Source organism: Gluconobacter oxydans (assembly GCF_006539685.1).
Lineage (GTDB): Bacteria > Pseudomonadota > Alphaproteobacteria > Acetobacterales > Acetobacteraceae > Gluconobacter > Gluconobacter oxydans.
Map to the genome: position 1 here is coordinate 71,114 of NZ_BJNM01000004.1, position 21,375 is coordinate 92,488.

Here is a 21,375-nt window from a genome sequence, read left to right on the forward strand (position 1 = left end):
GTGATGCGCTTCTCCCTGCCTTCACCGACCGTTCTTCCGGCCTTCTGTCTGCTCGGCTGTCTGGCCGCGTCGCCGGTCCTGCGTCCGGTGCAGCACCTGCCAGCGGGACATTCGGACGATGCCATCCCGGTGACGTCCGAAAACGCGGAATACTGCGCTCGTCTGCGCAAAAACGTGGATGCCCGGCTGGCCGCTCCTCCTGCTGCCATTCCGCTGGGAATCATGGAAGACGCCCGCCATCTGCGCGCGCAGGGAGACCTTCTCTGCACGCAGGGCCATGTCCGCGCCGGGATCGAACGCCTGCGTCGGGCGTTGGTCCTGCTGAAACACGCTCCGGAACCGCGCTGACGGCATTTCGGACGTCCTCAAGACACCTGTCCTCGGGAGACCTGATGATCCGTTTTTCCCTGCCCCGGCCTGTTCCACTTCTGGCGGCTGCTCTGGCTTTTTCTCTCATCGCCCTGTCCGGAACAGGCGTATTTTCCACCGCACAGGCAGCCGACATGCAGCAGAACACCACCCAGCTTGATTTCAGCGTCATGGGCACCGCCCATGCGGTTCCAACGGAACTGACGGTGCGTCTTTCCGTCCGCTCCGACAGCCCGTCTGCTGCGGCGGCCCAGAAGGACGTGAACACCCGGATGGCTGCTGCCATGAAGCTGGCCGGCGGTCAGGACGGAATCGTGGCGAAGGCGGGCGGATACTCCATTTACGAAAACACGCCCGAGCATGGCCCCAAGAGCTGGACGGCCCGGCAGGAGCTTGAACTCAGCGGACAGGATTCCGTGCGGCTGCTCGGCCTGGCCGGACAGCTTCAGTCACAGTCCCTGATGCTGGAAGGCCTCGACTGGTCGCTCGACGATGCCACCCGCGACCGCCTGCTGCAGGAAGCCCGGACGGAAGCCCTCAAAAAGGTCCGCTCCCAGGCCGAACAGAGCGCGCAGACCCTGGGCCTGCGTCTTGCGCGCCTCAAGGAAGTCCGCATTTCCTATCAGGAACCGGGCCCCCGCCCCGTGATGCTCATGGCCGCCCGCATGGCCGATTCCGCCCCGCCGCAGCGTAGCCCGGACGAGCAGACCCTTCGCGTGAATGTCTCCGTGCAGGCCGAACTGTCGCCATGATCCTCCCCCAGCCGGGACTTCGCGGATCATGGTGACGGTCTGGTTCGATGGCGGCTGCCCGCTCTGCCGCCGTGAGATCGCGTTGATGAAACGTCTGGACCGGCGCGGTGCCATCCGCTTCATCAATCTGGAGTCGGACCAGGGCTGCCCACTGGACCGGGCCACTCTGTTGGCCCGGTTTCAAGCCGAGGAAGACGGGCATCTTTATGAAGGTGCTGCTGCCTTCGCCGCCATGTGGCGCGCCATTCCCCTGCTGCGTCCTGTGGGTCTTGCAGCCCGCAATCCGGCCGTTCTGGCCGTTCTGCAATGGGGATACGGCAAATTCCTGCTCATCCGCCCATTTCTGCAACGCCTGACCCGCAGACTGGAAGGCTGAACCGTACAGCAGGACAGGAAAACGGAGGATTTTAAGGGTTTCTTAGGAGGCGTCCGCTACGACGGAAAAAAAAGGAGCCTTCATGCCCAACTCTTTCCGTTTGCTGGCGCAGGACATTCTCGCTCTTGGTGAGGCAGGCGACATCCCGTCTGCGCTCGAAAAGCTGCATGAAGGCATCCAGACCCTCCCTCAGGATCCCCATTCCACGTTTCTGGCAGGATGTCTTTATGAACGCTTCCGGGACTGGCCGCAGGCGCGCAGCTTCTATCTCCAGAGCCTGCACATGAACGTGCATGCCCCGAGAATCTGGCATCGTCTGGGTATCGTCTGTCTGGAAGCCGGCGATCTGGACGGTGCGGAGAGGGCGCTGAAAGTCGCGATCCAGCAGAAGCCGTCCGAGGCCCCCTATTACATCGATCTCAGTCTGGTTCAGGCCCGCCGGGGTCTGTTTGACGATGCCCTTGAGAACGCCGTAACCGGCGACGCGCTTTTCCCCGACCATGTCCCGGCCATCAACAATATTGCTCACGCCCTGCAGTGCCTTGGCCGAAGCGAAAAGTCCCTGCCGTATTATGACAGGGCCATCGCGCTCGCTCCCGAAAACGGTGTCTGTCGTTTCGGGCGCGCTGTCAGCCTCCTGAAAACCGGAAATTTCGATGCCGGGTGGCGTGAATATGAATGGCGCTGGCGCTGCTGTCAGACCCCGCGCACAGACCTCACTGTCCCGCAGTGGGAAGGTGAAGACCTGAGCGGCAAGACCATCCTGGTCCATCACGAACAGGGCTATGGCGACACACTCCAGTTCATCCGCTTCGTGCCCCTCCTGAAAGCGCGCGGAGCCACGGTCGTGGTTCAGGTACCCATCCCGCTGGTCAGGCTTCTGGAACGGGTGGAAGGGATCGATCAGATCGTCTCGGTGCTCGACCCCGCGCTACATCTGGACCTGCACTGCCCGATGGTCGGTCTGCCATTCCGCCTGAAGATGACACCGTCCACAGCGCCCGGCTGTCCGTACCTGTCCGTCCCTGCCGAAGAGCAGATCAGGGAAGGGGGCGCGCTTCGCCAGAGCCTGACGGAAAACATGGCACAGCCCGATCTGATTGTCGGACTCGTCTGGAATGGTGATCCCAGGGCGCATGATCCTGTTGCCACACAGGTTGATCGTCGGCGGAGCGTGCCTCTGGAGAAACTCGCGCCCCTGATGGAAGTGGATGGCATCCGTTTCGTCAGTTTCCAGCTCGGCATGCCCAAAAACCAGATTGCCGAAACGGGCCTGCCCGTGACCGACGTGACGGACGGGATCATCGATTTCGCTGATACGGCAGCCCGGCTTTACGGCGTGGATCTGCTGATCAGCGTGGACACGTCCATCGTCCATCTGGCTGGTGGACTCGGCCTGCCGGTCTGGATGATCTCACGCAGCGATGCCTGCTGGCGCTGGGGCGAAACCGCTACGACGACGTCCTGGTATCCGAGCATGCGGATTTTCCGCCAGCCCCGCTCGGGGGATTGGGAAACCCCGGTCGCCGAGATCGCAGGAATGCTGCGGTAGTTCGTCGCGCTCTATCGGACGAATCTCGAAGCCGAGGCCGCCTAACGGACAAGCCATAAAAAAAACCGGCCGATCCCGAAAGGGCGGCCGGTTTTTCATTTGTGAACTGAAAGCGCCCCTTAGCGGGGTGCGATCACCATCAGCATCTGGCGGTTTTCAAGACGGGGCATCTGCTCCACCTTCGCCTTTTCCTCGACTTCCTGGCGGATACGCTCAAGCATCTTGATGCCGAGCTCCTGATGGGCCATTTCGCGGCCCTTGAAGCGCAGGGAAATCTTGACCTTGTCGCCTTCGTCAAGAAAGCTGTGAATGGCCTTGAGCTTCGTCTGGAAGTCATGCTCGCCCGTACCGGGACGAACCTTCACTTCCTTGATCTCAATGACCTTCTGCTTCTTGCGGGCTTCGTTCTTCTTCTTCTGCTGCTCATACTTGAACTTGCCGTAGTCGAGAATCTTCACGACAGGAGGAACAGCGGTCGGGCTGATTTCCAGAAGGTCGAGACCCACCGAAAAAGCGCGCATCAGGGCATCCCGGGTCGTCATAACGCCCTGCATTTCGCCTTCTTCGTCAATCAGACGAACCTGCGGAACACGGATTTCCTCGTTGACGCGCGGTCCTTCACGGGTGGGCGCGGCCTGCATCGGCGGTCTAGCTATGGTCAGCTCCTGTCATCAGTTTCTCTCGGGTCCGGTCAGCAGCATCCGCCTTCACGAAGAAAGGCGGGATACGGCCATTTCCGATCCCGTTCCTTCTGCACATAGTCCTGCCTTACGCCCGGTGCAAGGGGATTACGTTCAATCCTTTGCAAAGCGCGCGATGTCGGGGGCCTGAGCCTCTTTCGCAAGCGCTGCAACGGCGTCGTCGAGGGACAGGATCTCCTGTGCCGCGCCGCCCAGACGGCGCATGGCGACCTTGCGCTCCTCGGCTTCGCGGCGACCCACGACCAGGATGACCGGAACGCGCGCAAGGCTGTGTTCGCGGATCTTGGCGTTGATCTTATCACTGCGGGTATCGGTCTCGACCTGGAGGCCCGCAGCCTTGAGCGTTGCCGCAACTTCGTTGGCATAGTCGGCGGCGTCAGAGACGATGGACGCCACGACAACTTGCGTCGGCGCCAGCCAGAGCGGGAACTTGCCGGCATACTGCTCGATCAGGATACCGATGAAGCGCTCGAAACTGCCGAGAATCGCGCGGTGCAGCATGACCGGGCGGTGGCGGTTGCTGTCCTCGCCAATATAGGAGGCATCCAGACGCTCCGGCAGGACATAGTCCACCTGAAGCGTGCCGCACTGCCAGTCACGGCCGATGGCATCGGTCAGTACGAATTCCAGCTTCGGACCATAGAATGCGCCTTCGCCCGGATTGTACTCGTATTCGACGCCCGCGATTTCGCAGGCCTTTTTGAGCGAGCCTTCCGCCCGGTCCCACACTTCATCCGAACCCGCACGCGTTTCCGGACGGTCGGAAAACTTCACGCGGAAGGTATCGAATCCAAGATCGGAATAGACCTCCGCCAGCATCTTCACGAACTTCGCGGTCTCGTCCGCGATCTGGTCGTCCGTGCAGAAGATATGGGCGTCGTCCTGCGTAAAGCCGCGCACGCGCATGATGCCATGCAGCGCGCCTGACGGTTCGTAACGGTGACACGCGCCGAATTCCGCCATCCGCAGCGGCAGCTCACGATAGGAGCGCAGGCCGTGGCGGAAGATCTGCACATGGCACGGGCAGTTCATCGGCTTAAGGGCGAGCGTCTTGTCCTCGTCCTCGACGGTCGCGATGAACATGTTCTCGCGATACTTGTCCCAGTGGCCCGAAGCCTCCCAGAGCGCGCGGTCCACAAGCTGCGGGGTGCGGACTTCCTCGTAGTTGTTCCGCTCCTGCGCACGACGCATGTAGTCCTGCAGAACCGTGTACAGGCGCCAGCCCTTGCGGTGCCAGAAGATCTGGCCGACGGCTTCTTCCTGGATGTGGAAGAGGTCCATCTCGCGGCCGATGCGACGATGGTCGCGCTTCTCGGCTTCCTCAAGGCGCAGGAGATGGGCGTCCAGCTCCTTCTTGTCGCGCCAGGCGGTGCCGTAGATGCGGGTCAGCATGGGGTTGCGGTGGTCGCCGCGCCAGTAGGCCCCGGCCACGCGCATCAGCTTGAATGCCGTGCCGACATCACCAGTGGTGCGCAGATGCGGGCCGCGGCACAGATCGAGCCATTCGCCCTGACGGTAGATCGAGATCTGCTCATCTTCCGGCAGGTCCTGGATCAGCTGCGCCTTGAAGTCCTCGCCCTTTTCTTCAAAGAAACGGATGGCGTCGTCACGGTCCCAGACCTCGCGGACGAACGGCGTATTGGCCGCCACGATCTCGCGCATCTTGGCTTCGATGGCTGGGAAATCTTCCGGGGTGAACGGCTTCTCGCGGGAGAAATCGTAATAGAAGCCGTCCTTGATGCTCGGTCCGATCGTAACCTGCGTTTCAGGCCACAGGGACTGCACGGCCTCGGCCAGAACATGCGCCGCGTCATGGCGGATCATTTCCAGCGCGTCCTCATCCTTACGGGTGATGAACTTTACGGACGCGTCGCTGCTGATTTCGGTGCCGATATCGACGGGCTTGCCGTCCACTTCCATCGCCATGGCGGCCTTGGCGAGACCCGGCCCGATGGAAGCGGCGATCGTCGTGCCCGTCACCGTCCCGTCGAATGTGCGGACGCTTCCGTCGGGGAGTGTGATGGCGGGCATGGAGATCGCTCCTGTGCGAGTGGGGACGGCAGATCGGTCTGCCGAAAAACGAACCGGTAAATGGCCTCAATCCCCGCCGCGCTGCAACCCCCAGACGGACAGACAGTCTGTTTTCAGGTCGCTTTGTCCATCTGGAGCACGAGCGGCGGGACATTGCCGGGATCGGACTGCCGGCCTTCATCCCATCCGCAGGTCAGATAATGGATGAGCGGCCAGATCCCGTAATAGGCATCCTGCGCCACATCCGGGTTGTTCGCGGCGTAGAAAACCGGATCGAACACCCGGTATTCGTGCTGCTGCCCGTCCTCCAGCGCCCGATGCGCGACAAAGCCGGATGGAATGTTGAGGGGGGGATGCGGAATGGTATTGTCGGTTCCAAGCAGGATATCCGGATCAATCCCCAGTTCCCGCAGGCGCTGTGCGATCACGGAGGCATAGATGTTCGGAACAGGCCGATACCCGGCGGCAAAATCCTCGGAGCCGGTTTCGAAATAGAAGTGAAGATGCGTTCCGTCCTGAGGGTGCTCCAGCGTCTCGCCGGTTTCCGAAGCAGCCAGTTTCTGCCGCGCGAAACGGCGGATTTCTTCATAGTCCGGGCGATTGTGCAGATGGAGATGCACGAACGGCGTGCGGACATAGCGCTCGGGATAAATGCTCTGCGGATTGTGAAAGCCGCGGTCCAGACTGACGATTGTCTGTGCCCGGAACAGCCCACGCCGCACGATCTGCGGCAGATAGTAATCCGGAGCTTCCGGCACGTTCAGCAGAAGCCGGTCCGTGATGAAGGTAGCGTTTTCCTGCATCAGATAATCGAACTGCCGCCGGATGACCTCCGGATCGAGCGAAAGCTGGTCCAGAAAGACCGTCAGGAACTCGTCGCAGTCCAGTGGTACGGCAAAATCACAGGCATTCTCCGCGTCCCACTGCCGGATGATCCCGGCAATGACGTCCCCCTTGTGCAGGAAATCGCCGGGGGACGCATGGTCCCGGACGATGTGGACCCCTTTGCCTTCATACCGCGTCTGGATGTCCAGAACGGCCGGATCGGTCGAGCCGTTGTCGATGACGGTCAGATTTGAAAAACCGAAAATCGCCGCGTGCCACAGAATCCAAGGCTCCAGCAGTGTCGCCTCGTTCTTCTGCATCATGACGCAGCGGACCCGGGTCATCGGGAGAGCATTGCCTCCATGCAGGTCTCGACCCGGGAAGCGGGCAGCATCGCCAGATCAGGTACCACGATCAGATCCGTCCGGCCTGCCGTGGGGGTGAGGGGCGCTGTCAGGCGCGGGTCGCTGTCATGGCCAAAGAGCGTGATGCAGGGCGTGTCCATCGCGGCAGCCAGATGCATCGGCCCGGTGTCGTTCCCGATCACGATCTGCGCCCGGTCCAGTACGCCAGCCAGTTCCAGCAGCGTGGTCCGGCCCGTCAGGTCGAGGGCGGTGGGGCAGAGGCGCAGAATGTCCTGAGCCAGCGGCGCCTCGGCCTGTGTTCCCACGATGACCGGGCGGATGCCTTTGGCCACGAGGGCTCTGGCGATCTCGGTAAAGCGAGATGTAGGCCAACGTTTCTGTGGGCGGTGGAACGCCGCACCCGGCACCAGAACGGCGTAGGGCGCGGCGATGTCAGACCCATGCCCCTGAAGCCAGCGCGGAACACTGCGGGGCAGGGGCGTGACACCGGCGTCATGAAGCTGGTCATCCAGTCGGGCCAGCGTATGCATGTCGTTGCGTGACGGATTGCCGTGCGGATGGCAGCACCCGTCGGAAATGCCGGACCAGTTTGCGGGTTGTCCGGCGAGGCGGAAATAGGTTTTCGAACGCCCCGAGGTCTGAAGATCGAAGACCCGGTCGTAGCCGCGGAGTTTTCTGGAAAGGCGCCACAGCCCCGGCAGGTTGCCCATCGACGGACGGTCATCCGTCAGGATTTCGTCGAACCACGGCGCAGCACGGGCCAGATCCACGAAGGGCGCAGTGGTCAGGAGGGTGAGTGTGGCGTGGGGAAAAGCGGCCCGGATGGACGCGAAAGCTCCGAATGCCTGAACGAAATCGCCCAGGGCGCCGAGCTTTATGACAAGAATGCGACTCATGGGCCGACTTTAGCAGGGTGTTGCGGAACGCCAACCATTCACGGTTGCCGTTCCGCAAAGAAATCCCGGACGTGGGATTTCGGTCCTTCGCCCCTCTGCTCGAGGGAAGGGATCAGACCGTCTTGTCGACGCCCTGCGGAGCAGCCTGCGCCCCACCCTTAGCCACAACGACCATGGCGGGTTTCAGCAGACGGCCCTTGAGCAGCCATGCGGGCGTCCAGGACTGCATGACATGGCCCGACGGATGCTGGTCGGACGGCTGTTCTGCCATGGCCTGGTGCAGGTTGGCGTCGAATGGCTTGCCGGTCGGGTCTTCGCAGGTGATGCCGTGGCGTTCGAGAATGTTGATGAAGGAGCGCTCGGTGCCTTCGATTCCCTCACGCAGCTTGGTGATGAGGACGTCTTCGCCTTCGGTCTTCGCGGGCAGGGATGCCAGGCCGCGCTGAAGGTTCTCGGCAGCCTCGACCACGTCACGGGCGAATTTCTGGATGGCGTACTGGCGCGCATCCTCGATGTCGCGCTTGGCGCGGGCGCGGATGTTCTGGCTTTCGGCTTCGGAACGGACCCAGCGGTCCTTGAGTTCCGCAACCTGTGCTTCAAGAGCCTCGATCCGGGCTTCGGGAGTCGTCTCTTCCAGCGTTTCACCGCCGGTTTCGTTCATGCCCGGCGTTTCGTGGCCGGAGGTCTCGACGCCCTGTTCAGGCACGTCGTGGGCCGTTTCCGGCGAGGCGTTGTGGTCTGTCATGTCACGACCTTCTGCTATGGGACGGGCCATCATGCGGCCCCGTTCTTCTTCAGGAGATAACGCTGATTGTCTCAAAGACAAGGGTTGCGCTGTCGCATAGCGACGCATCATGTCACTGAAAAGCCTATTTTCCGCCATCATGGATCATGGGTTATAGGTAAAAGGCCGCAACAGTTCTCAGCAGACGGACCCCTCATGGAGACGCCCCGAACCCCCTACGCGCCGCCCGCTTCTGCCTCGCAGACGCCGACCGGAGCCTCCGCCGCGCCGATCATCGCGCTGGTGGACGATGACCGGAACATTCTCGCCTCCGTCCAGATGACGCTCGAAGCCGAAGGATTTACCGTCCACACCTATACCGATGGCGAAAGCGCGCTGCAGGGCATTACCTCGCGCCCCGTCAGCCTCGCGGTTCTGGATGTGAAGATGCCGCGCATGGACGGCATGGAACTGCTCCAGCGCCTGCGCGCGCGCTCGAACCTGCCGGTAATCTTCCTGACGTCCAAGGACGAGGAACTGGACCAGCTCATGGGCCTGCGCCTGGGGGCTGACGACTACATCACCAAGCCGTTCTCCCAGCGCCTGCTGATCGAACGCATCCGCGCCCTGCTGCGCCGTCAGGATGCCAGCCGGGCCGAGGCCACGGGTGTTGCCGCCGTCGGGTCCGCCATCGTGCGCGGCCAGCTCTCGCTGGATGAGACGCGCCACCAGTGCCTGTGGGGCGGCCAGGACATTGCGCTGACCGTCACGGAGTTCCTGCTGGTCAAGGCGCTTGCCCTGCGTCCGGGCATGGTGAAGTCCCGCGATCAGCTCATCGACGCCGCCTATGGCGACAACATCTATGTCGATGACCGCACGATCGACAGCCATATCAAGCGCGTCCGCAAGAAGTTCCGTCAGGTGGACGATGAGTTCAACCAGATCGAGACGCTCTACGGCATCGGCTACCGTTACCGGGACGAGTAAGCACGCGTGGATGACGACGCCGCCTCCTTCCCGACAGGTCACGCGCTCGACGTCGACCGGCTCGAACAGGGCCGCGACCGGCGCCGTGCCGAATCGGCCCGCGCGGGGCTGGGCGAGTCCCTGCGGAGTGTCGGCGCAAAGATCCTGAGGCGTCTGCGCCCCCGCCGGGCGTCGGAGATCTCCCTGTCGCGCCGGCGTCTGGCTTCACCGCTTCTGGTGCGGATCCTGCTGCTCAACGCCCTGCCGCTTGCGCTTCTGGCCGTCACGCTGCTGTTTCTGGACCAGTTCCAGAACGGTCTGCTGGAAACCGACGTCAACGCCCTGCGCGAGCAGGCCCATATCTATGCCGGAGCCCTCGGCCAGTCCGCCGTCCGGGTCAGCGCCCATGCGCCCGGCCATCCGGCGCCCGGCGGCAATCTGGAGCTGGACGTCGCGCAGGCCCGCCCCCTGTTGGCCCGTCTGACCGAACCGAGCCCCAACGCCCATGCCCTGCTGTTCGATCCGGACGGCAAGCTTGTCGTGGACAGTCGCACGGCCTCGCGCGGCAAACAGGATCATGCCGCTCCCGATCCTGTCGATGGAGGATCGTGGCAGCCGCCCCGGAACAATATTCTCGAAAGTTTCTACGACTGGCTGCTGTCGCTCCTGCCGCTGACCTCCAGCGAGGAAGTGACGCTCGACACCAATGACACCGCCATGGACGGCCCGCATGATGCCCAGCCGTTCCATTCCCAGGCGGAACTGCCGCCTTTCATCCGGCGCACCAAGGACCATCAGCTTGTCGTGACGGTCGTGGAGCCTGTCGTGCGCGATGGCGTGACGGTTGGCGAAATCCAGCTCACCCGCCACGCACCAGAAGTGGATCGCACGCTGTTTGCCGTCCGCTCCTCGATCCTGTCGCTGGTGCTGGCGGCGCTGGTCGTGACGGTCCTGCTGTCCTGGTATCTGTCGCTCACGATCGCCCGGCCGCTGCTGACGCTGGCGCGTGCGTCCAACGACATGCGCGAGACGGATGGCCGCAAGGACCTCGTGCCCGAGCGGCTTCTGGCGCGGCGTGATGAAATCGGCGTTTTGGCACGCTCGCTCCGGGGCAGCGCGCTCGCGCTCTGGGCGCGGATGGACGACATCGAACGCTTTGCCGCCGATGTCAGTCACGAGATCAAGAACCCGCTCTCCTCCATCCGCTCGGCCATCGAGACGCTTCCGCGCATCCAGATCGCTGAACGGCGCGAACGGCTCCTTGGCATCATCAATAGTGACGTCAAACGGCTCGACCGCCTGATTACGGACATTTCCGACGCCAGCCGCATTGACGCGGAACTCTCCCGCGTGCGCCCTGAGCCGGTCTCCGTCGTGGCCCTTCTGTCCATTCTGGCGGAAATGCATCAGACGACGCGCCGGGAAAACGATCCCGTGCTCCGGCTTGATGTCCGCGATCAGGACCCGCCGCTGAAGGCGCTGGCCGTGGAGGACCGTCTGGTGCAGGTCCTGCGCAACCTGATCGGCAATGCGGTGTCGTTCTCGCCGCCAAAGGGCATCATCGCCCTGCATGCCAGCGCGCGCGACATTGCCGGGGAAGGGCCCGGGACCGGCAGTGTGGTTGAAATCACCATCACCGATCAGGGCCCTGGCATTCCGCCCGGAAAGCTCGACAGCATTTTCGACCGTTTCTATTCAGAGCGGCCCCAGACCGAGAACTTCGGCCAGCATTCCGGACTCGGCCTCGCGATCAGCCGGCAGATCATTCACGCCCTGCGCGGCAGTCTGTTCGCCGAGAACCGCATGGATGCGTCCGGGGCGATCCGCGGCGCCTGCTTCGTGGTGCGACTGCCCCGCGCGCCCTGAGGCTGACAGGCCGGCCGGAGCCTGAACGGTGATGGCCGGTCCTGAGGACAGCCCGTCAATCACGCCCGGCACGAGCGTCGCCGCAAAAGGCAGGGCCAGGACCAGCAGCGGGAGGAGATGTCGGGCCATGGCCGTTACTTCCTCGCGGACAGGGCGAGGAAGACATGTCCGTTCCTGCGGCTGGCCCGCTGCCGGTCGCGCAGGTCATACAGACTGGTCCGGGCATCGGAGAGGGCATCCTGTTCGCAGTCGGTCACGTCGGTTGCGAGCAGCCAGTCTTCCTCCTGAAGCTGGTGGCAGACGGCGTGGGAGGCTTGGGCGACCTGCTGCGTCGCCGTTTCCCAGCCCTTCCGGGACGTGAGATCCAGCGAGGACAGATCAACTCTCATGCTGACCCTGCCAGTGCTGGCAGGCGTGGTGCTGGCCGAAGTTGTCCCGGTTTGTGTCGGGATAGCGCGAGCGGCCTGCAGCGGCAGGATGACGCTGGCAGACAGGGCGCAGAACAGAAGGGAAGAAAAGCGGATCATGGCATGAAGCTCCTGAAGAGGAATCCGACGCTCGTGGCGTCTGGAAATCTTCAATGCATGAATCGTGCCAGTTTCTGTTTTCTGCGCCTTAAATCCGTTCGGAAAAGTTGCCTGAAGCCCTAAAACCGTAAAAACGGTCTGTTGCGCCATAAAATGGTGTATTTTACTGTTATTTATCCGGTGTGGCGGTCAGGCTGAGGGCGATGCGCTGCTCGGGTAGAGGGAAACGCTGCACGATCCGCAGGGTCAGCGCGGGTTTTGCTGCCGCCAGGGCCTCGTTCAGGGCGGCCTGACACTGGGCGAAGGTCTGGCCTTCGCGAATCATGGCGGCGACGTGCCGGGTATGGCCCAGGGTGAGGCCATGATCGGCCAGAGCTTCGGAAATGGCGGAAAGTGCGGCCTGACATTCATCCGACAGCCGGCCGGGACGGTCCCCGTCCGGACCGAAGCCACTGAAATCGGTGCAGGTGACTTCGTCTCCATGTACGGTGACGGTCTGGTGGGGGAAGGATGCGCCCATGGGTTCGTGGTCCTGCTCCATGTCAGGGATTCGTCATGCCCCTGTCCGACCCAAGGTCTTAGTCCGCTCCCGTGGAGGTCGCAATCCATCATGTCCGTCCTGTCATTTCTGCCTGAAGGCTCGGTCCATGCCTGCTGCGTGGCGTGGAACGGAGACGGCGTGCTGATTTCCGGCCCTCCCGGCTCGGGGAAATCCGAGCTGGCTTTGCGGTTGATGGATGCGGGTTTCGATCTTGTGGCGGATGACCGGGTCCTGCTGGACGGCGCCGTGGCGTCCGCCCCCGAACGCCTTGCGGGGCTGATCGAGGTGCGAGGGGTTGGAATCCTGAGGACATCTTTTGTCACAAACGCGACGGTGCGTCTGCGGGTCTGTCTGGGCGAGGGGCAGCCCCGTCTGCCGGAGCCCTGCCGGGACCCGTGGACGGGAGCGGTCATGCTGCGTCTGGAGCCCGGTTTTCCGGGAACGGTGGCGCGGATCAGGGCGGCCCTGAAGGCCTGCTGCGGCACCTATGAATGGGTCGCTGGAGCAGGCGAAAATGTTGCGGAAACGTGAAGGTGCGAAATAGTTCCGCACAAAGGGAAAAACGGCTAGAGTGTGGCGCATGGCATCGGCGAACCATCCCGAGTCTGGCTCCATATCCGGATATGATCATGGTTCCCGCCGGATCCTGATCGTGACGGGTCTGTCCGGGGCGGGAAAATCATCCATATTGCGGGTTCTGGAAGATCTGGGTCATGAGGTCGTGGACAACCCACCCCTGAACCTGATCCAGGCGCTCGCCTCACGGGCCGGGCAGAATCTGGCCATCGGGATCGATGTCCGCAGTCGCGGGTTCGAGGCCTCCCGCGTGCTGGAAGAGCTCGAACGCCTTCGACTTCTGCCGGACTGCTCGGTCCAGCTCCTTTACGCCACTGCCGAACCCGAAATCCTTCTGCGTCGCTTCACCGCCACGCGCCGCCGCCATCCTCTGGTCACCAGCGGCACCATTCTTCCCGGAATTGAACAGGAAACCGCCCTTCTGGCGCCACTGCGGGCGAATGCGGATCTCGTCATCGACACGTCCGACCTGCCATCGCCGGAACTGCGGCAGCTGATCGAGACTCGCTTTGGCAGCACGGGCGGGGAAGGGCTGACGGTTGCACTGATGTCCTTTGCCTATCCGTCCGGTCTGCCCCGCGAGGCGGACATGGTTTTTGATGCACGCTTCTTGCGCAATCCCCATTATGATCCCACCCTCCAGCCCATGACCGGACTGGATGAGGCAGTGGTGCAGTATGTGAAGTCGGACCCGGCCTATCCCGCATTTTTCGGCCATATCCAGAGCCTTCTGGAGCTTGTGCTTCCCCGCTTCGTCGCGGAAGGCAAGAAATACGCGACCATTGCCATCGGGTGCAGTGGCGGCCGTCACCGCTCGGTGACGATCGTGGAAGAACTGGCCCGTATTCTCCCGAAAACCGTACCGGTCGGGCCGATGATGGTCCTGCACCGTGAACTCGCCCGCAAGGGTCTGGCGTCCTGGCGCTGGGCCGTTCCACCCCAGGATCCCTCACAGGACACAACGGTATGATCGGACTGATGCTGGTAACGCACGGGCGCCTTGGGGATGTCCTGCTGGAAACGCTGGTTCATGTCGTGGGCCCCCAGACCCAGGTCGGCGTGGTGGGCGTGGCGGATGATGACGATCCGGCGATGCTCCGCCCGGCCGCCGAACGTCTGCTCCAGCGCCTCGATACCGGGGACGGAGTGCTTCTGCTGACGGATATTTTCGGCAGCTCGCCGTCCAATCTGGCGCTCTCGCTGCGGGAGCCGGGGCATGTCGAGGTCGTGTCGGGCGTGAATGTACCCATGCTGGTCAAGCTGGCAAAAACGCGGCGGGATCTGGACCTTGCAGGCTGCGTGGAAAAGGCCACAATGGCCGGGCGGAAGTATATCGCCGTGGCGTCACAGCTTCCCGACCCCTGTCTCCATGGCGGGCCGCGTGCCTGTACGCTGCCGGTTCATTGAATTGAGTTCACTGAATGAGCGACACGACCCTTTCTCCCGGTACAGTTGCCCCCCGCACCGTCACCATCGTCAATCATCTGGGCCTTCATGCCCGCCCCGCCGCCAAGATCGTCACCACAGCCGAGCGTTTTGACGCCGAGACCACGATCGCCCATGGCACCAATGTCGTCTCCGCCCTGTCGATCATGGGGCTGATGATGCTGGGCGCGGGAGAAGGGCAGGACGTCACGCTGCGTGCCCACGGCCCGCAGGCCGCCGAAGCGCTCGATGCACTGGCAGCCCTGATCGCGGACGGGTTTGGCGAGCGTGACTGAAGCCTCAGGGCGACCGACCCGCAGCCGTTCCGCCCGCTCCTCCCGCCGCAGCCCGCGCTCCGGCGTTTTCCTTCAGGGCAAGGCCATCACGCCGGGCATGGGGCTTGGCCCCGCAGGGCGTGTCGAGGAACTTCCCCTTCCCGACATTACCGAGCGCTACAGCGCCATCGGGCCGGAAGCCGAGGGCGTCCGGCTGGACGAGGCGATCGCCCGCGCGCTTCACCAGATCGAAAAGATGCGGGACCGGCTGGTCGGACTGCCGGAAGAGGGCCGCGAGGAAATCGCCTCTCTTCTGATGGTCTATGAGCGGATGCTCGGCCCGTCGCGTCTGCTGCGTCAGGTCCGCAGCCGGATTGCCGATGAGGGTCTGTGCGCCGAGGCCGCCGTCTCGGAAGTCACGCGGGAACTGGCGTTGCAGGTCTCGCGCATGGCCGAGGCCGTGGCGCGCGAGAACAATAATACGCAGGAAGCCGATGCCAATCTGCGTCTGGCGGGAGAGTTCGAGGAAATCGGCCGCCGCCTCGTGCGGAACCTGACCGGCATTTCCTATCGCGCGTTTTCCAGCCTGCCCCCTGGCTCCGTTCTGGTGGCCGAGCAGCTCCGTCCGGCCGATGTCGCCATGATCGACCCGGCCCGGATTGCGGCCGTGGTGACGCAGGGCGGTGGTGGGGCCGATCACACGGCCATCCTGCTGCGCGCGCTCGACATTCCCGCCATCCTCGCCGTGCCGAACCTCATGGCGCAAGTACAGGAAGGCGAGATGGTGGTCGTGGACGGGCATCTCGGCACCGTCACGCTTTCCCCCAACGAAACCGAACTGCGTCTGGCGGCGGAATCCGCACAGCGTGAAGTCAAGGAAAAGCGGGCTTTCGGGCGCCTCAAGCGCCTGCCGGCCCAGCTTCAGAGCGGCGAGGACATCGAGCTTTCCGCCAATCTGGAACTCCCGGCGGAACTGCCGATGCTGATGCGCAATGGCGCCAAGGGCATCGGCCTGCTGCGCAGTGAATTCCTGTTCGGCGAACGCGAGGACCTGCCCGACGAAGACGGCCAGACAGACGCCTATCGCGCCATCGTTCAGGCCATGGACGGGCGTCCCGTGACGATCCGCGTGCTGGACTGGGGCGGCGAGAAGGGCCGGGCCTGCATGCGACGGCTGGGTCTGGCGGAGCAGGTTGCGGATGGCGACAATCCCGCGCTGGGTCTGCGGGGCGTGCGGCTTCTGCTCCGCGTGCCGGAGGTGCTGGAAACGCAGTTCGCGGCCATTCTGCGGGCCGCCGAGCCTGCCGAGGGTGTGCCCCCCGGACGGGTGAGGATCCTGCTGCCGATGGTTACGTCATCGGACGAAATCGTGGACGCCCGCGAGATTTACGACCGCGTTGTGCGCCGCCTCAAGCGCAAAGGACACATGCTCCCCGATCCGCTGCCCCCGCTGGGGATCATGGTCGAAACGCCGGCCGCGGCCCTCACGGTGGATACGCTGGCCCGACACGCCGATTTCATGGCGCTCGGCACCAATGACCTGACGATGTACACGCTCGCCGTGGACCGGGCGGATTCCATGGTGGCGGACCGCTACAGCCCGCTCCATCCCGGTGTGCTGAGGCTGATTGAGGCGGCTGCGGATTCGGCGCTGCGGGCGCGCCGTCCGATTTCGGTCTGTGGCGAGATGGCGTCGGATCCCCGGGTGGTGGCGCTGCTGATTGGCCTGGGTCTGCGGTCCTTTTCCATGAATTCCGCCTCCCTGCCGCGCGTGAAACGCCTGATCCGTACCCTCACCCTCGAAGACTGCGACCAGCTGCGCCGGCAGGTCATGCTGGAAACCGACCCGGTCGTGATCCGCGATCTGGTGCGGCAGTTCGCAACCTGAGAGCTGTTTGTGGCGGGGTCTCTCGGCAAAGCGCGACGGGAATGCCATATTGACCCTCATGCCGGATTCTTCTGCCATCGCTGACACGCTCACCTTTTCGCCCGAGGTCACGGAACGCCTCGACCGCACGGCCGAATGGTGCCAGCGCAACGGACAACGCCTGACGGAAACCCGCCGTCTCGTGCTGGGTCTGATCCTGTCGAGCGAAAAGCCCTCCGGCGCCTATGACCTTCTGGCCCGACTGCGCCCCGCCCATCCGAAAGCCGCGCCGCCCACGGTTTACCGCGCGCTGGAGTTTCTGCTGGAGAACAGCCTGATCCACCGTCTGGAGCGGCTGAGCGCCTTTGTCGGCTGTTCGCATGCCGTGGAATGTCCGCATGGCTGCAATCACCATGACGAAGGCGGGATGCACCGTGCGCAGTTCCTGATCTGCCGCGGCTGTGACCGCGCCTGGGAACTGGAACAGGATGCCATCGCCCCGGTCCTGACCCGCGCGGCGCAAAGCATGGGATTCCGTGCCGAAGCCGCCACCGTTGAAATCGAAGGTCTGTGCGCGGCCTGCCAGAAAGCCGGCGTTACGCCGGTGCGGCGTCCCAAAACCGCAGCGGGCTAAGACATCATGGGCCGCCGTTCCCCGCCCCCGGCGTCCCTGTTTGAAAAGCTGCCGAAATCTTGCCGCCCTCAGTCTTCCAGTAAGCCACTCCGCGTTCCCGCGCCTGCGACGGAGCAGCCGGACCTTCTGGACTGGAGCCCACCGCTCACGCATCTGGCCGCTGCGGATGTTGAGGCCTCTTTTCTCGACCCCACCGGTTTCCGCCCCCCTGCGGGAGAGGCGTTCGTGTATCACCTGACGGACGCCGGAACCGCCCGGAGCTTCGTGCGGGATGGTCTGCCGCTGACGGACGGCCTCATGTTCCGCACCGCCGTCAATCTGGCGGAAGACCTCGCGGATGTTTCTGCCGCAGGCGAGATGGGGGTGGTGCGGGTGCGTCGCCGCCTGATCCAGCCCTGGCTGACAGAAGATCGTCAGGACGGCCGTCCGTGCTATGTGCTCGGACCACAAACGTCATGACAGACACCATGAGAGGCAGGAGAGGAATTCATTATGGCAGCACAGTCGGGCCTTCTGGCCGAGGTCACGCGCGGCGGACGTGTGGAATCCCACCATCTGGGCCGGGCCGTCGTCGTGGATGCCGATGGTGGCGTGGTCTGGTCCTGCGGTGACGTGGATGCCGCGGTCTTCCCGCGCTCGACCGTCAAATCCCTGCTGGCTATCGAACTGGTGGAAAGTGGCGCGGCCGACCGGCTCGGCCTGAGCAATGATGCGCTGGCTCTGGCCTGCGCTTCGCATGGCGGCGAGAAGGCCCATGCCGAAATGGCTGCCACGATGCTGGCTTCCGTGGGGCGGGATGTCGGGTCTCTGGAATGTGGAACGCACTGGCCGACCTATGAACCTGCGGGCCGCGCTCTGGCCGCCGCGCATCAGAACGCCTGCCCGCTGCACAATAACTGCTCCGGCAAACATGCGGGCATGGTGTGCCTGTCCTGCGATCAGGGTGTCGATCCGACCGGCTATATCGATCCGTCCCACGAGATCCAGCGCCGCGTGACGGATGTGCTGGCCGCAATGATGGACACACCACATGACGACAGCAATCGCGGCATGGACGGCTGCTCCATGCCGACCTATGCCGTTCCGCTGAAAGCGCTGGCGAAAGGTTTTGCAAGATTTGGCGCGGGAACCGGACTGTCTGAAGGGCGTTTCCGTGCGGCTACACGACTTCGTGAGGCCGTGGCGGCCAATCCATTCATGGTGGCCGGGACGGGACGCTATGACACGAAGATCATGGATCGCTTCGGCACAAGGGCTTTTGTGAAGATGGGCGCGGAAGGCGTGATGATCGCCTCCCTGCCGGAGCTGGGCCTCGGTCTGGCGATCAAGACCGATGACGGTGCCAACCGTGCCGCAGAGGTCGCAATGTCCGCCCTGCTGCGTCGCTTCGGCGGGGAAACCCTGTGTGCGGACGTAGCAGACCGCGACATTCTGGACACGACATCCGTCCAGACACTGCGGAACTGGAACGGCTTCACGGTCGGCGAAATCCGCAGTGCCCTGCCGCTGTAAACGGTTTTGTGTTACAGATTACGGATATGACATCCCGGCAACAGGTGGGGTGTCACTTTATGACTGAGTGAAAGGAACGCGCTACCAGATGAATGATCAGGTCGGAACGACAGAGACCCTGTTGCCGCAGGATGACAGCAGCACATCCATTTTCGATGCAACACGCTTCAAGATCATCGCCATCGGCGTGATCGCGGCGCTGGCGGGCCTCATGTCCGGACTTGATATTGGTGTTGTGGCTGGCGCGCTGGATCTTTTCGGCAAGGAATATCACGCCTCCACCGTCGCGCTGGAATGGGTCGTCAGCTCCATGATGGCCGGCGCGGCGGCGGGTGCGCTGAGTGCGGGGTGGATGTCCAAGGCGCTTGGCCGGAAGCATTCCCTGATCGTGGGCGGCGCGATTTTCGTGATCGGGACAATCGGCTGTGCGATGAGCTGGTCAGTTGCCTCCATGATCTCCTTTCGGGTGGTCATGGGGATCGCGGTCGGCATTTCCGCCTTCACGGCCCCGCTCTACCTGTCCGAAATCGCCAGCGAGGATGCGCGCGGGGCGATGGTCTCGACCTATCAGCTCATGGTGACGGTCGGCATTTTCATCGCGTTCCTGTCCGACACCTATTTCTCCTACAGCGGCAACTGGCGCTGGATGTTCGGCGTCGCCGGTATCCCGGCCGTGCTGTTCCTGATCGGCGTCCTGTTCCTGCCCTACAGCCCGCGCTGGCTGATGGCGCAGGGGCGACAGAAAGAAGCCAAGCAGATCCTGCTGGACCTGCGGGATGATCCGCTGGAAGCCGCCAAGGAAATCCGCGCCATCCGCGAACAGCTGGAGACGAAACAGGAAGGTTTCAAACTTTTCCTGACCAACTCCAATTTCCGTCGCTCCGTAGCGCTGGGCGTGATGCTGCAGATGATGCAGCAGCTCGCAGGCATCAACATCGTCATGTATTACGCGCCCAACATCCTCGCGGCCGCGCATTTCGATGCACAGTCGCAGATGTGGTGCACGGCGATCATCGGTCTGGTGAACATGCTCGCGACCTTCGTGGCGCTGAGCCTGGTCGATCGCTGGGGCCGCAAGCCGATCCTCTATGCGGGCTTTACGGTCATGGCGCTCGGCATGGGCGTTCTGGCCATGCTGCTCCAGACCGGCATGACCACGCAGTCTTCGCAGATCGCGGCCGTCTTCCTGCTGATGATCTTCTGCGCCGGTTTCGCCATGTCGGCGGGACCCCTGACATGGGTCCTGTGTTCCGAAATCCAGCCGCTGGCCGGACGCGATTTCGGGATCGCCATTTCGACCTTCACCAACTGGATGACGAATCTTCTGGTGGGTGTCAGCTTCCTGACGCTCATGCAGACGCTGGGAACGGCGGGCACGTTCTGGCTCTTCGCCGGGCTGAATGCGCTGTTCCTGCTGCTGACGATCCTCTTCGTCCCCGAGACGCGGGGCATGTCTCTTGCAGTCATCGAAAAACGGCTCATGCAGGGTGTGAAACTCCGCAAACTGGGCCGCTAGAGTTTTCCGGGCATCACCATCGAGTGACCATGCGCCCGGCCCCTCTGGCCGGGCGTTTTCATTTAAACCTTCATCAAGGAAACGCGCTTGAGCGAATTCTCCAGACCTTCCCGTGACTTCGACCGCAATGTGAGCAAGGGCGGCGTCCTGCTTGTCTATGCGCTTTATATCGCCCGCTTCTTCACGGGGATCAGTCTTCTGGCGGGTGTGATCCTTGCCTATATCCTGCGCGGATCGAGCGTGGGCGTGGAGCGGGCGCATCTGAACTGGCTGGTGCGCCTGTTCTGGTACGATGTGGCATTCATCATCGGTTCGGCCGCCCTGTTTCTGGCGTGCTTCATGACGGAACCGCCGGGAAGTTCAGGTCCCGGTCAGCTTCTCTTCCTGCTGCCGATCGGCATTTTCGTGGTCTGGAATATCGTCCTGCTGGTCGCGCTCATTGTGGGGCTGCGGGGCTTCCTGGCTGGACGTGGCCCGCTGCCGGAACGCTTCCGCGCCCTGGCCGAGTAGGTTTCGCCGTCGAACTGGCGTAATTCGCCAGTTTCCCGGCTTTCAGAGTGGCCGCTCTTGCCAGAACATCGGTAAATCCGGTTCTGGCACGGTTCATGCATCAAGGTTGCTGTCGAGTTTTTCTCAGAGGAGCTTTCCCTCATGTACGCATCCTACGCCCCGTATGAACCCGCAAACCGCTACGGCCGCGGAGACGACGCCGAAACCGCGCGCGATCTGGTCCTGCTGGTTTACGCCCTGTACATCGCCGGCTTCTTCACGGGCGTGACCGCCCTGATCGGGGTGATGATCGCGCATTCAGGCCGCCGCGCCGCGACGGGGCTGAAGCGCGCGCAGCTGGACTGGCAGATCCGGATGTTCTGGTACGGCGTTCTGGCCCTGACGGTCATCGGGATGATCCATCTCATGGTCGCGGGTCTGGGCGCCATTACGGGCGGCCTCGGACTGGTGTTCATGGTGGTGCCATGGGGGCTGACGCTTGCCTGGGGAATCCTCACGACCTGGGCGATTGCGCGTGGTGTTCATGCTGCGCTGCTCAATCGCCCCGTTGCCACTGCACAGTTCTGAAG

The 21,375-nt window shown here is 63.3% G+C and carries 24 protein-coding genes; 17 read left to right on the plus strand and 7 right to left on the minus strand.

The genetic code is table 11. From position 1 onward, the window contains the following. Nucleotides 1-3: 3 nt before the first annotated feature. From GOX01_RS03080 to GOX01_RS03095, 4 genes are all read left to right on the plus strand, one after another. Nucleotides 4-348 (plus strand): hypothetical protein, encoded by a 345-nt coding sequence (locus GOX01_RS03080; protein ID WP_011252398.1) that lies wholly within the window; start codon nt 4-6, stop codon nt 346-348. A gap of 44 nt (nt 349-392) precedes the next feature. Continuing rightward, complete coding sequence (locus GOX01_RS03085; protein WP_011252397.1) at nt 393-1,121, plus strand: SIMPL domain-containing protein; 729 nt, start codon at nt 393-395, stop codon at nt 1,119-1,121. A 28-nt stretch (nt 1,122-1,149) separates the two neighbouring features. After that, entirely contained in the window at nt 1,150-1,497 is a 348-nt protein-coding gene (locus GOX01_RS03090) for a thiol-disulfide oxidoreductase DCC family protein (RefSeq protein WP_011252396.1), read from the plus strand. A gap of 82 nt (nt 1,498-1,579) precedes the next feature. Further along, entirely contained in the window at nt 1,580-3,049 is a 1,470-nt protein-coding gene (locus GOX01_RS03095) for a tetratricopeptide repeat protein (protein WP_062269123.1), read from the plus strand. A gap of 119 nt (nt 3,050-3,168) precedes the next feature. Here the strand turns inward: GOX01_RS03095 and infC are convergent, their stop codons facing one another. The 5 genes from infC to GOX01_RS03120 all read right to left on the minus strand — a co-directional run bounded on the left by infC (nt 3,169) and on the right by GOX01_RS03120 (nt 8,645). Continuing rightward, a complete protein-coding gene (gene infC / locus GOX01_RS03100; RefSeq protein ID WP_011252394.1) occupies nt 3,169-3,690 on the minus strand; it encodes a translation initiation factor IF-3 in 522 nt (173 codons plus the stop codon). A 153-nt stretch (nt 3,691-3,843) separates the two neighbouring features. After that, nucleotides 3,844-5,781, minus strand: coding sequence for a threonine--tRNA ligase (thrS, locus tag GOX01_RS03105; RefSeq protein ID WP_011252393.1), 1,938 nt, complete (start codon nt 5,779-5,781; stop codon nt 3,844-3,846). A gap of 113 nt (nt 5,782-5,894) precedes the next feature. After that, nucleotides 5,895-6,950 (minus strand): glycosyltransferase family 2 protein, encoded by a 1,056-nt coding sequence (locus GOX01_RS03110; protein WP_024716677.1) that lies wholly within the window; start codon nt 6,948-6,950, stop codon nt 5,895-5,897. Next, nucleotides 6,947-7,867: a glycosyltransferase family 9 protein gene (locus GOX01_RS03115; protein WP_011252391.1), complete on the minus strand. Its 921-nt coding sequence runs from the start codon at nt 7,865-7,867 to the stop codon at nt 6,947-6,949. The genes GOX01_RS03110 and GOX01_RS03115 overlap by 4 nt, the downstream gene beginning before the upstream one ends. Before the next feature lie 112 nt (nt 7,868-7,979). Next, a complete protein-coding gene (locus tag GOX01_RS03120; protein ID WP_011252390.1) occupies nt 7,980-8,645 on the minus strand; it encodes a nucleotide exchange factor GrpE in 666 nt (221 codons plus the stop codon). A 162-nt stretch (nt 8,646-8,807) separates the two neighbouring features. Between GOX01_RS03120 and GOX01_RS03125 the strand changes: the two genes are divergently transcribed. Then, entirely contained in the window at nt 8,808-9,578 is a 771-nt protein-coding gene (locus GOX01_RS03125; RefSeq protein ID WP_011252389.1) for a response regulator transcription factor, read from the plus strand. Between the two features lie 141 nt (nt 9,579-9,719). Further along, nucleotides 9,720-11,423 (plus strand): stimulus-sensing domain-containing protein, encoded by a 1,704-nt coding sequence (locus GOX01_RS03130; RefSeq protein ID WP_049750767.1) that lies wholly within the window; start codon nt 9,720-9,722, stop codon nt 11,421-11,423. A 134-nt stretch (nt 11,424-11,557) separates the two neighbouring features. Here the strand turns inward: GOX01_RS03130 and GOX01_RS03135 are convergent, their stop codons facing one another. Together GOX01_RS03135 and GOX01_RS03140 are read right to left on the minus strand one after the other, a co-directional pair. Next, on the minus strand, nt 11,558-11,950 hold the full coding sequence (locus GOX01_RS03135; RefSeq protein WP_011252387.1) for a UrcA family protein: 393 nt from the start codon (nt 11,948-11,950) through the stop codon (nt 11,558-11,560). 169 nt (nt 11,951-12,119) lie between these two features. Continuing rightward, complete coding sequence (locus GOX01_RS03140) at nt 12,120-12,470, minus strand: hypothetical protein (protein ID WP_024716675.1); 351 nt, start codon at nt 12,468-12,470, stop codon at nt 12,120-12,122. A 90-nt stretch (nt 12,471-12,560) separates the two neighbouring features. Here GOX01_RS03140 and GOX01_RS03145 point away from each other — a divergent pair, with 90 nt between their 5' ends. From GOX01_RS03145 to GOX01_RS03195, 11 genes are all read left to right on the plus strand, one after another. Beyond that, on the plus strand, nt 12,561-13,022 hold the full coding sequence (locus GOX01_RS03145) for an HPr kinase/phosphorylase (protein WP_024716674.1): 462 nt from the start codon (nt 12,561-12,563) through the stop codon (nt 13,020-13,022). Nucleotides 13,023-13,071: 49 nt separating this feature from the next. Continuing rightward, nucleotides 13,072-14,037 carry an RNase adapter RapZ gene (rapZ, locus tag GOX01_RS03150; protein ID WP_011252385.1) on the plus strand — a complete coding sequence of 322 codons (966 nt, stop codon included), beginning with the start codon at nt 13,072-13,074 and terminating at the stop codon, nt 14,035-14,037. Continuing rightward, on the plus strand, nt 14,034-14,474 hold the full coding sequence (locus GOX01_RS03155; protein WP_024716673.1) for a PTS sugar transporter subunit IIA: 441 nt from the start codon (nt 14,034-14,036) through the stop codon (nt 14,472-14,474). The genes rapZ and GOX01_RS03155 overlap by 4 nt, the downstream gene beginning before the upstream one ends. A 14-nt stretch (nt 14,475-14,488) precedes the next feature. Then, nucleotides 14,489-14,788 (plus strand): HPr family phosphocarrier protein, encoded by a 300-nt coding sequence (locus GOX01_RS03160; RefSeq protein ID WP_011252383.1) that lies wholly within the window; start codon nt 14,489-14,491, stop codon nt 14,786-14,788. After that, nucleotides 14,781-16,655: a phosphoenolpyruvate--protein phosphotransferase gene (gene ptsP / locus GOX01_RS03165; RefSeq protein WP_024716672.1), complete on the plus strand. Its 1,875-nt coding sequence runs from the start codon at nt 14,781-14,783 to the stop codon at nt 16,653-16,655. The genes GOX01_RS03160 and ptsP overlap by 8 nt, the downstream gene beginning before the upstream one ends. 58 nt (nt 16,656-16,713) lie before the next feature. Then, nucleotides 16,714-17,268, plus strand: coding sequence for a Fur family transcriptional regulator (locus GOX01_RS03170; protein WP_024716671.1), 555 nt, complete (start codon nt 16,714-16,716; stop codon nt 17,266-17,268). A 6-nt stretch (nt 17,269-17,274) separates the two neighbouring features. Beyond that, nucleotides 17,275-17,727 carry a hypothetical protein gene (locus tag GOX01_RS03175; protein WP_011252380.1) on the plus strand — a complete coding sequence of 151 codons (453 nt, stop codon included), beginning with the start codon at nt 17,275-17,277 and terminating at the stop codon, nt 17,725-17,727. 33 nt (nt 17,728-17,760) lie between these two features. Beyond that, complete coding sequence (locus tag GOX01_RS03180) at nt 17,761-18,780, plus strand: asparaginase (protein ID WP_011252379.1); 1,020 nt, start codon at nt 17,761-17,763, stop codon at nt 18,778-18,780. Between the two features lie 88 nt (nt 18,781-18,868). Then, complete coding sequence (locus GOX01_RS03185) at nt 18,869-20,296, plus strand: sugar porter family MFS transporter (RefSeq protein ID WP_011252378.1); 1,428 nt, start codon at nt 18,869-18,871, stop codon at nt 20,294-20,296. A gap of 87 nt (nt 20,297-20,383) precedes the next feature. Continuing rightward, nucleotides 20,384-20,806, plus strand: a complete 423-nt coding sequence (locus GOX01_RS03190; protein WP_011252377.1) for a hypothetical protein — start codon at nt 20,384-20,386, stop codon at nt 20,804-20,806. 141 nt (nt 20,807-20,947) lie between these two features. Continuing rightward, nucleotides 20,948-21,373 carry a hypothetical protein gene (locus tag GOX01_RS03195; protein WP_011252376.1) on the plus strand — a complete coding sequence of 142 codons (426 nt, stop codon included), beginning with the start codon at nt 20,948-20,950 and terminating at the stop codon, nt 21,371-21,373. Nucleotides 21,374-21,375: the final 2 nt, after the last annotated feature.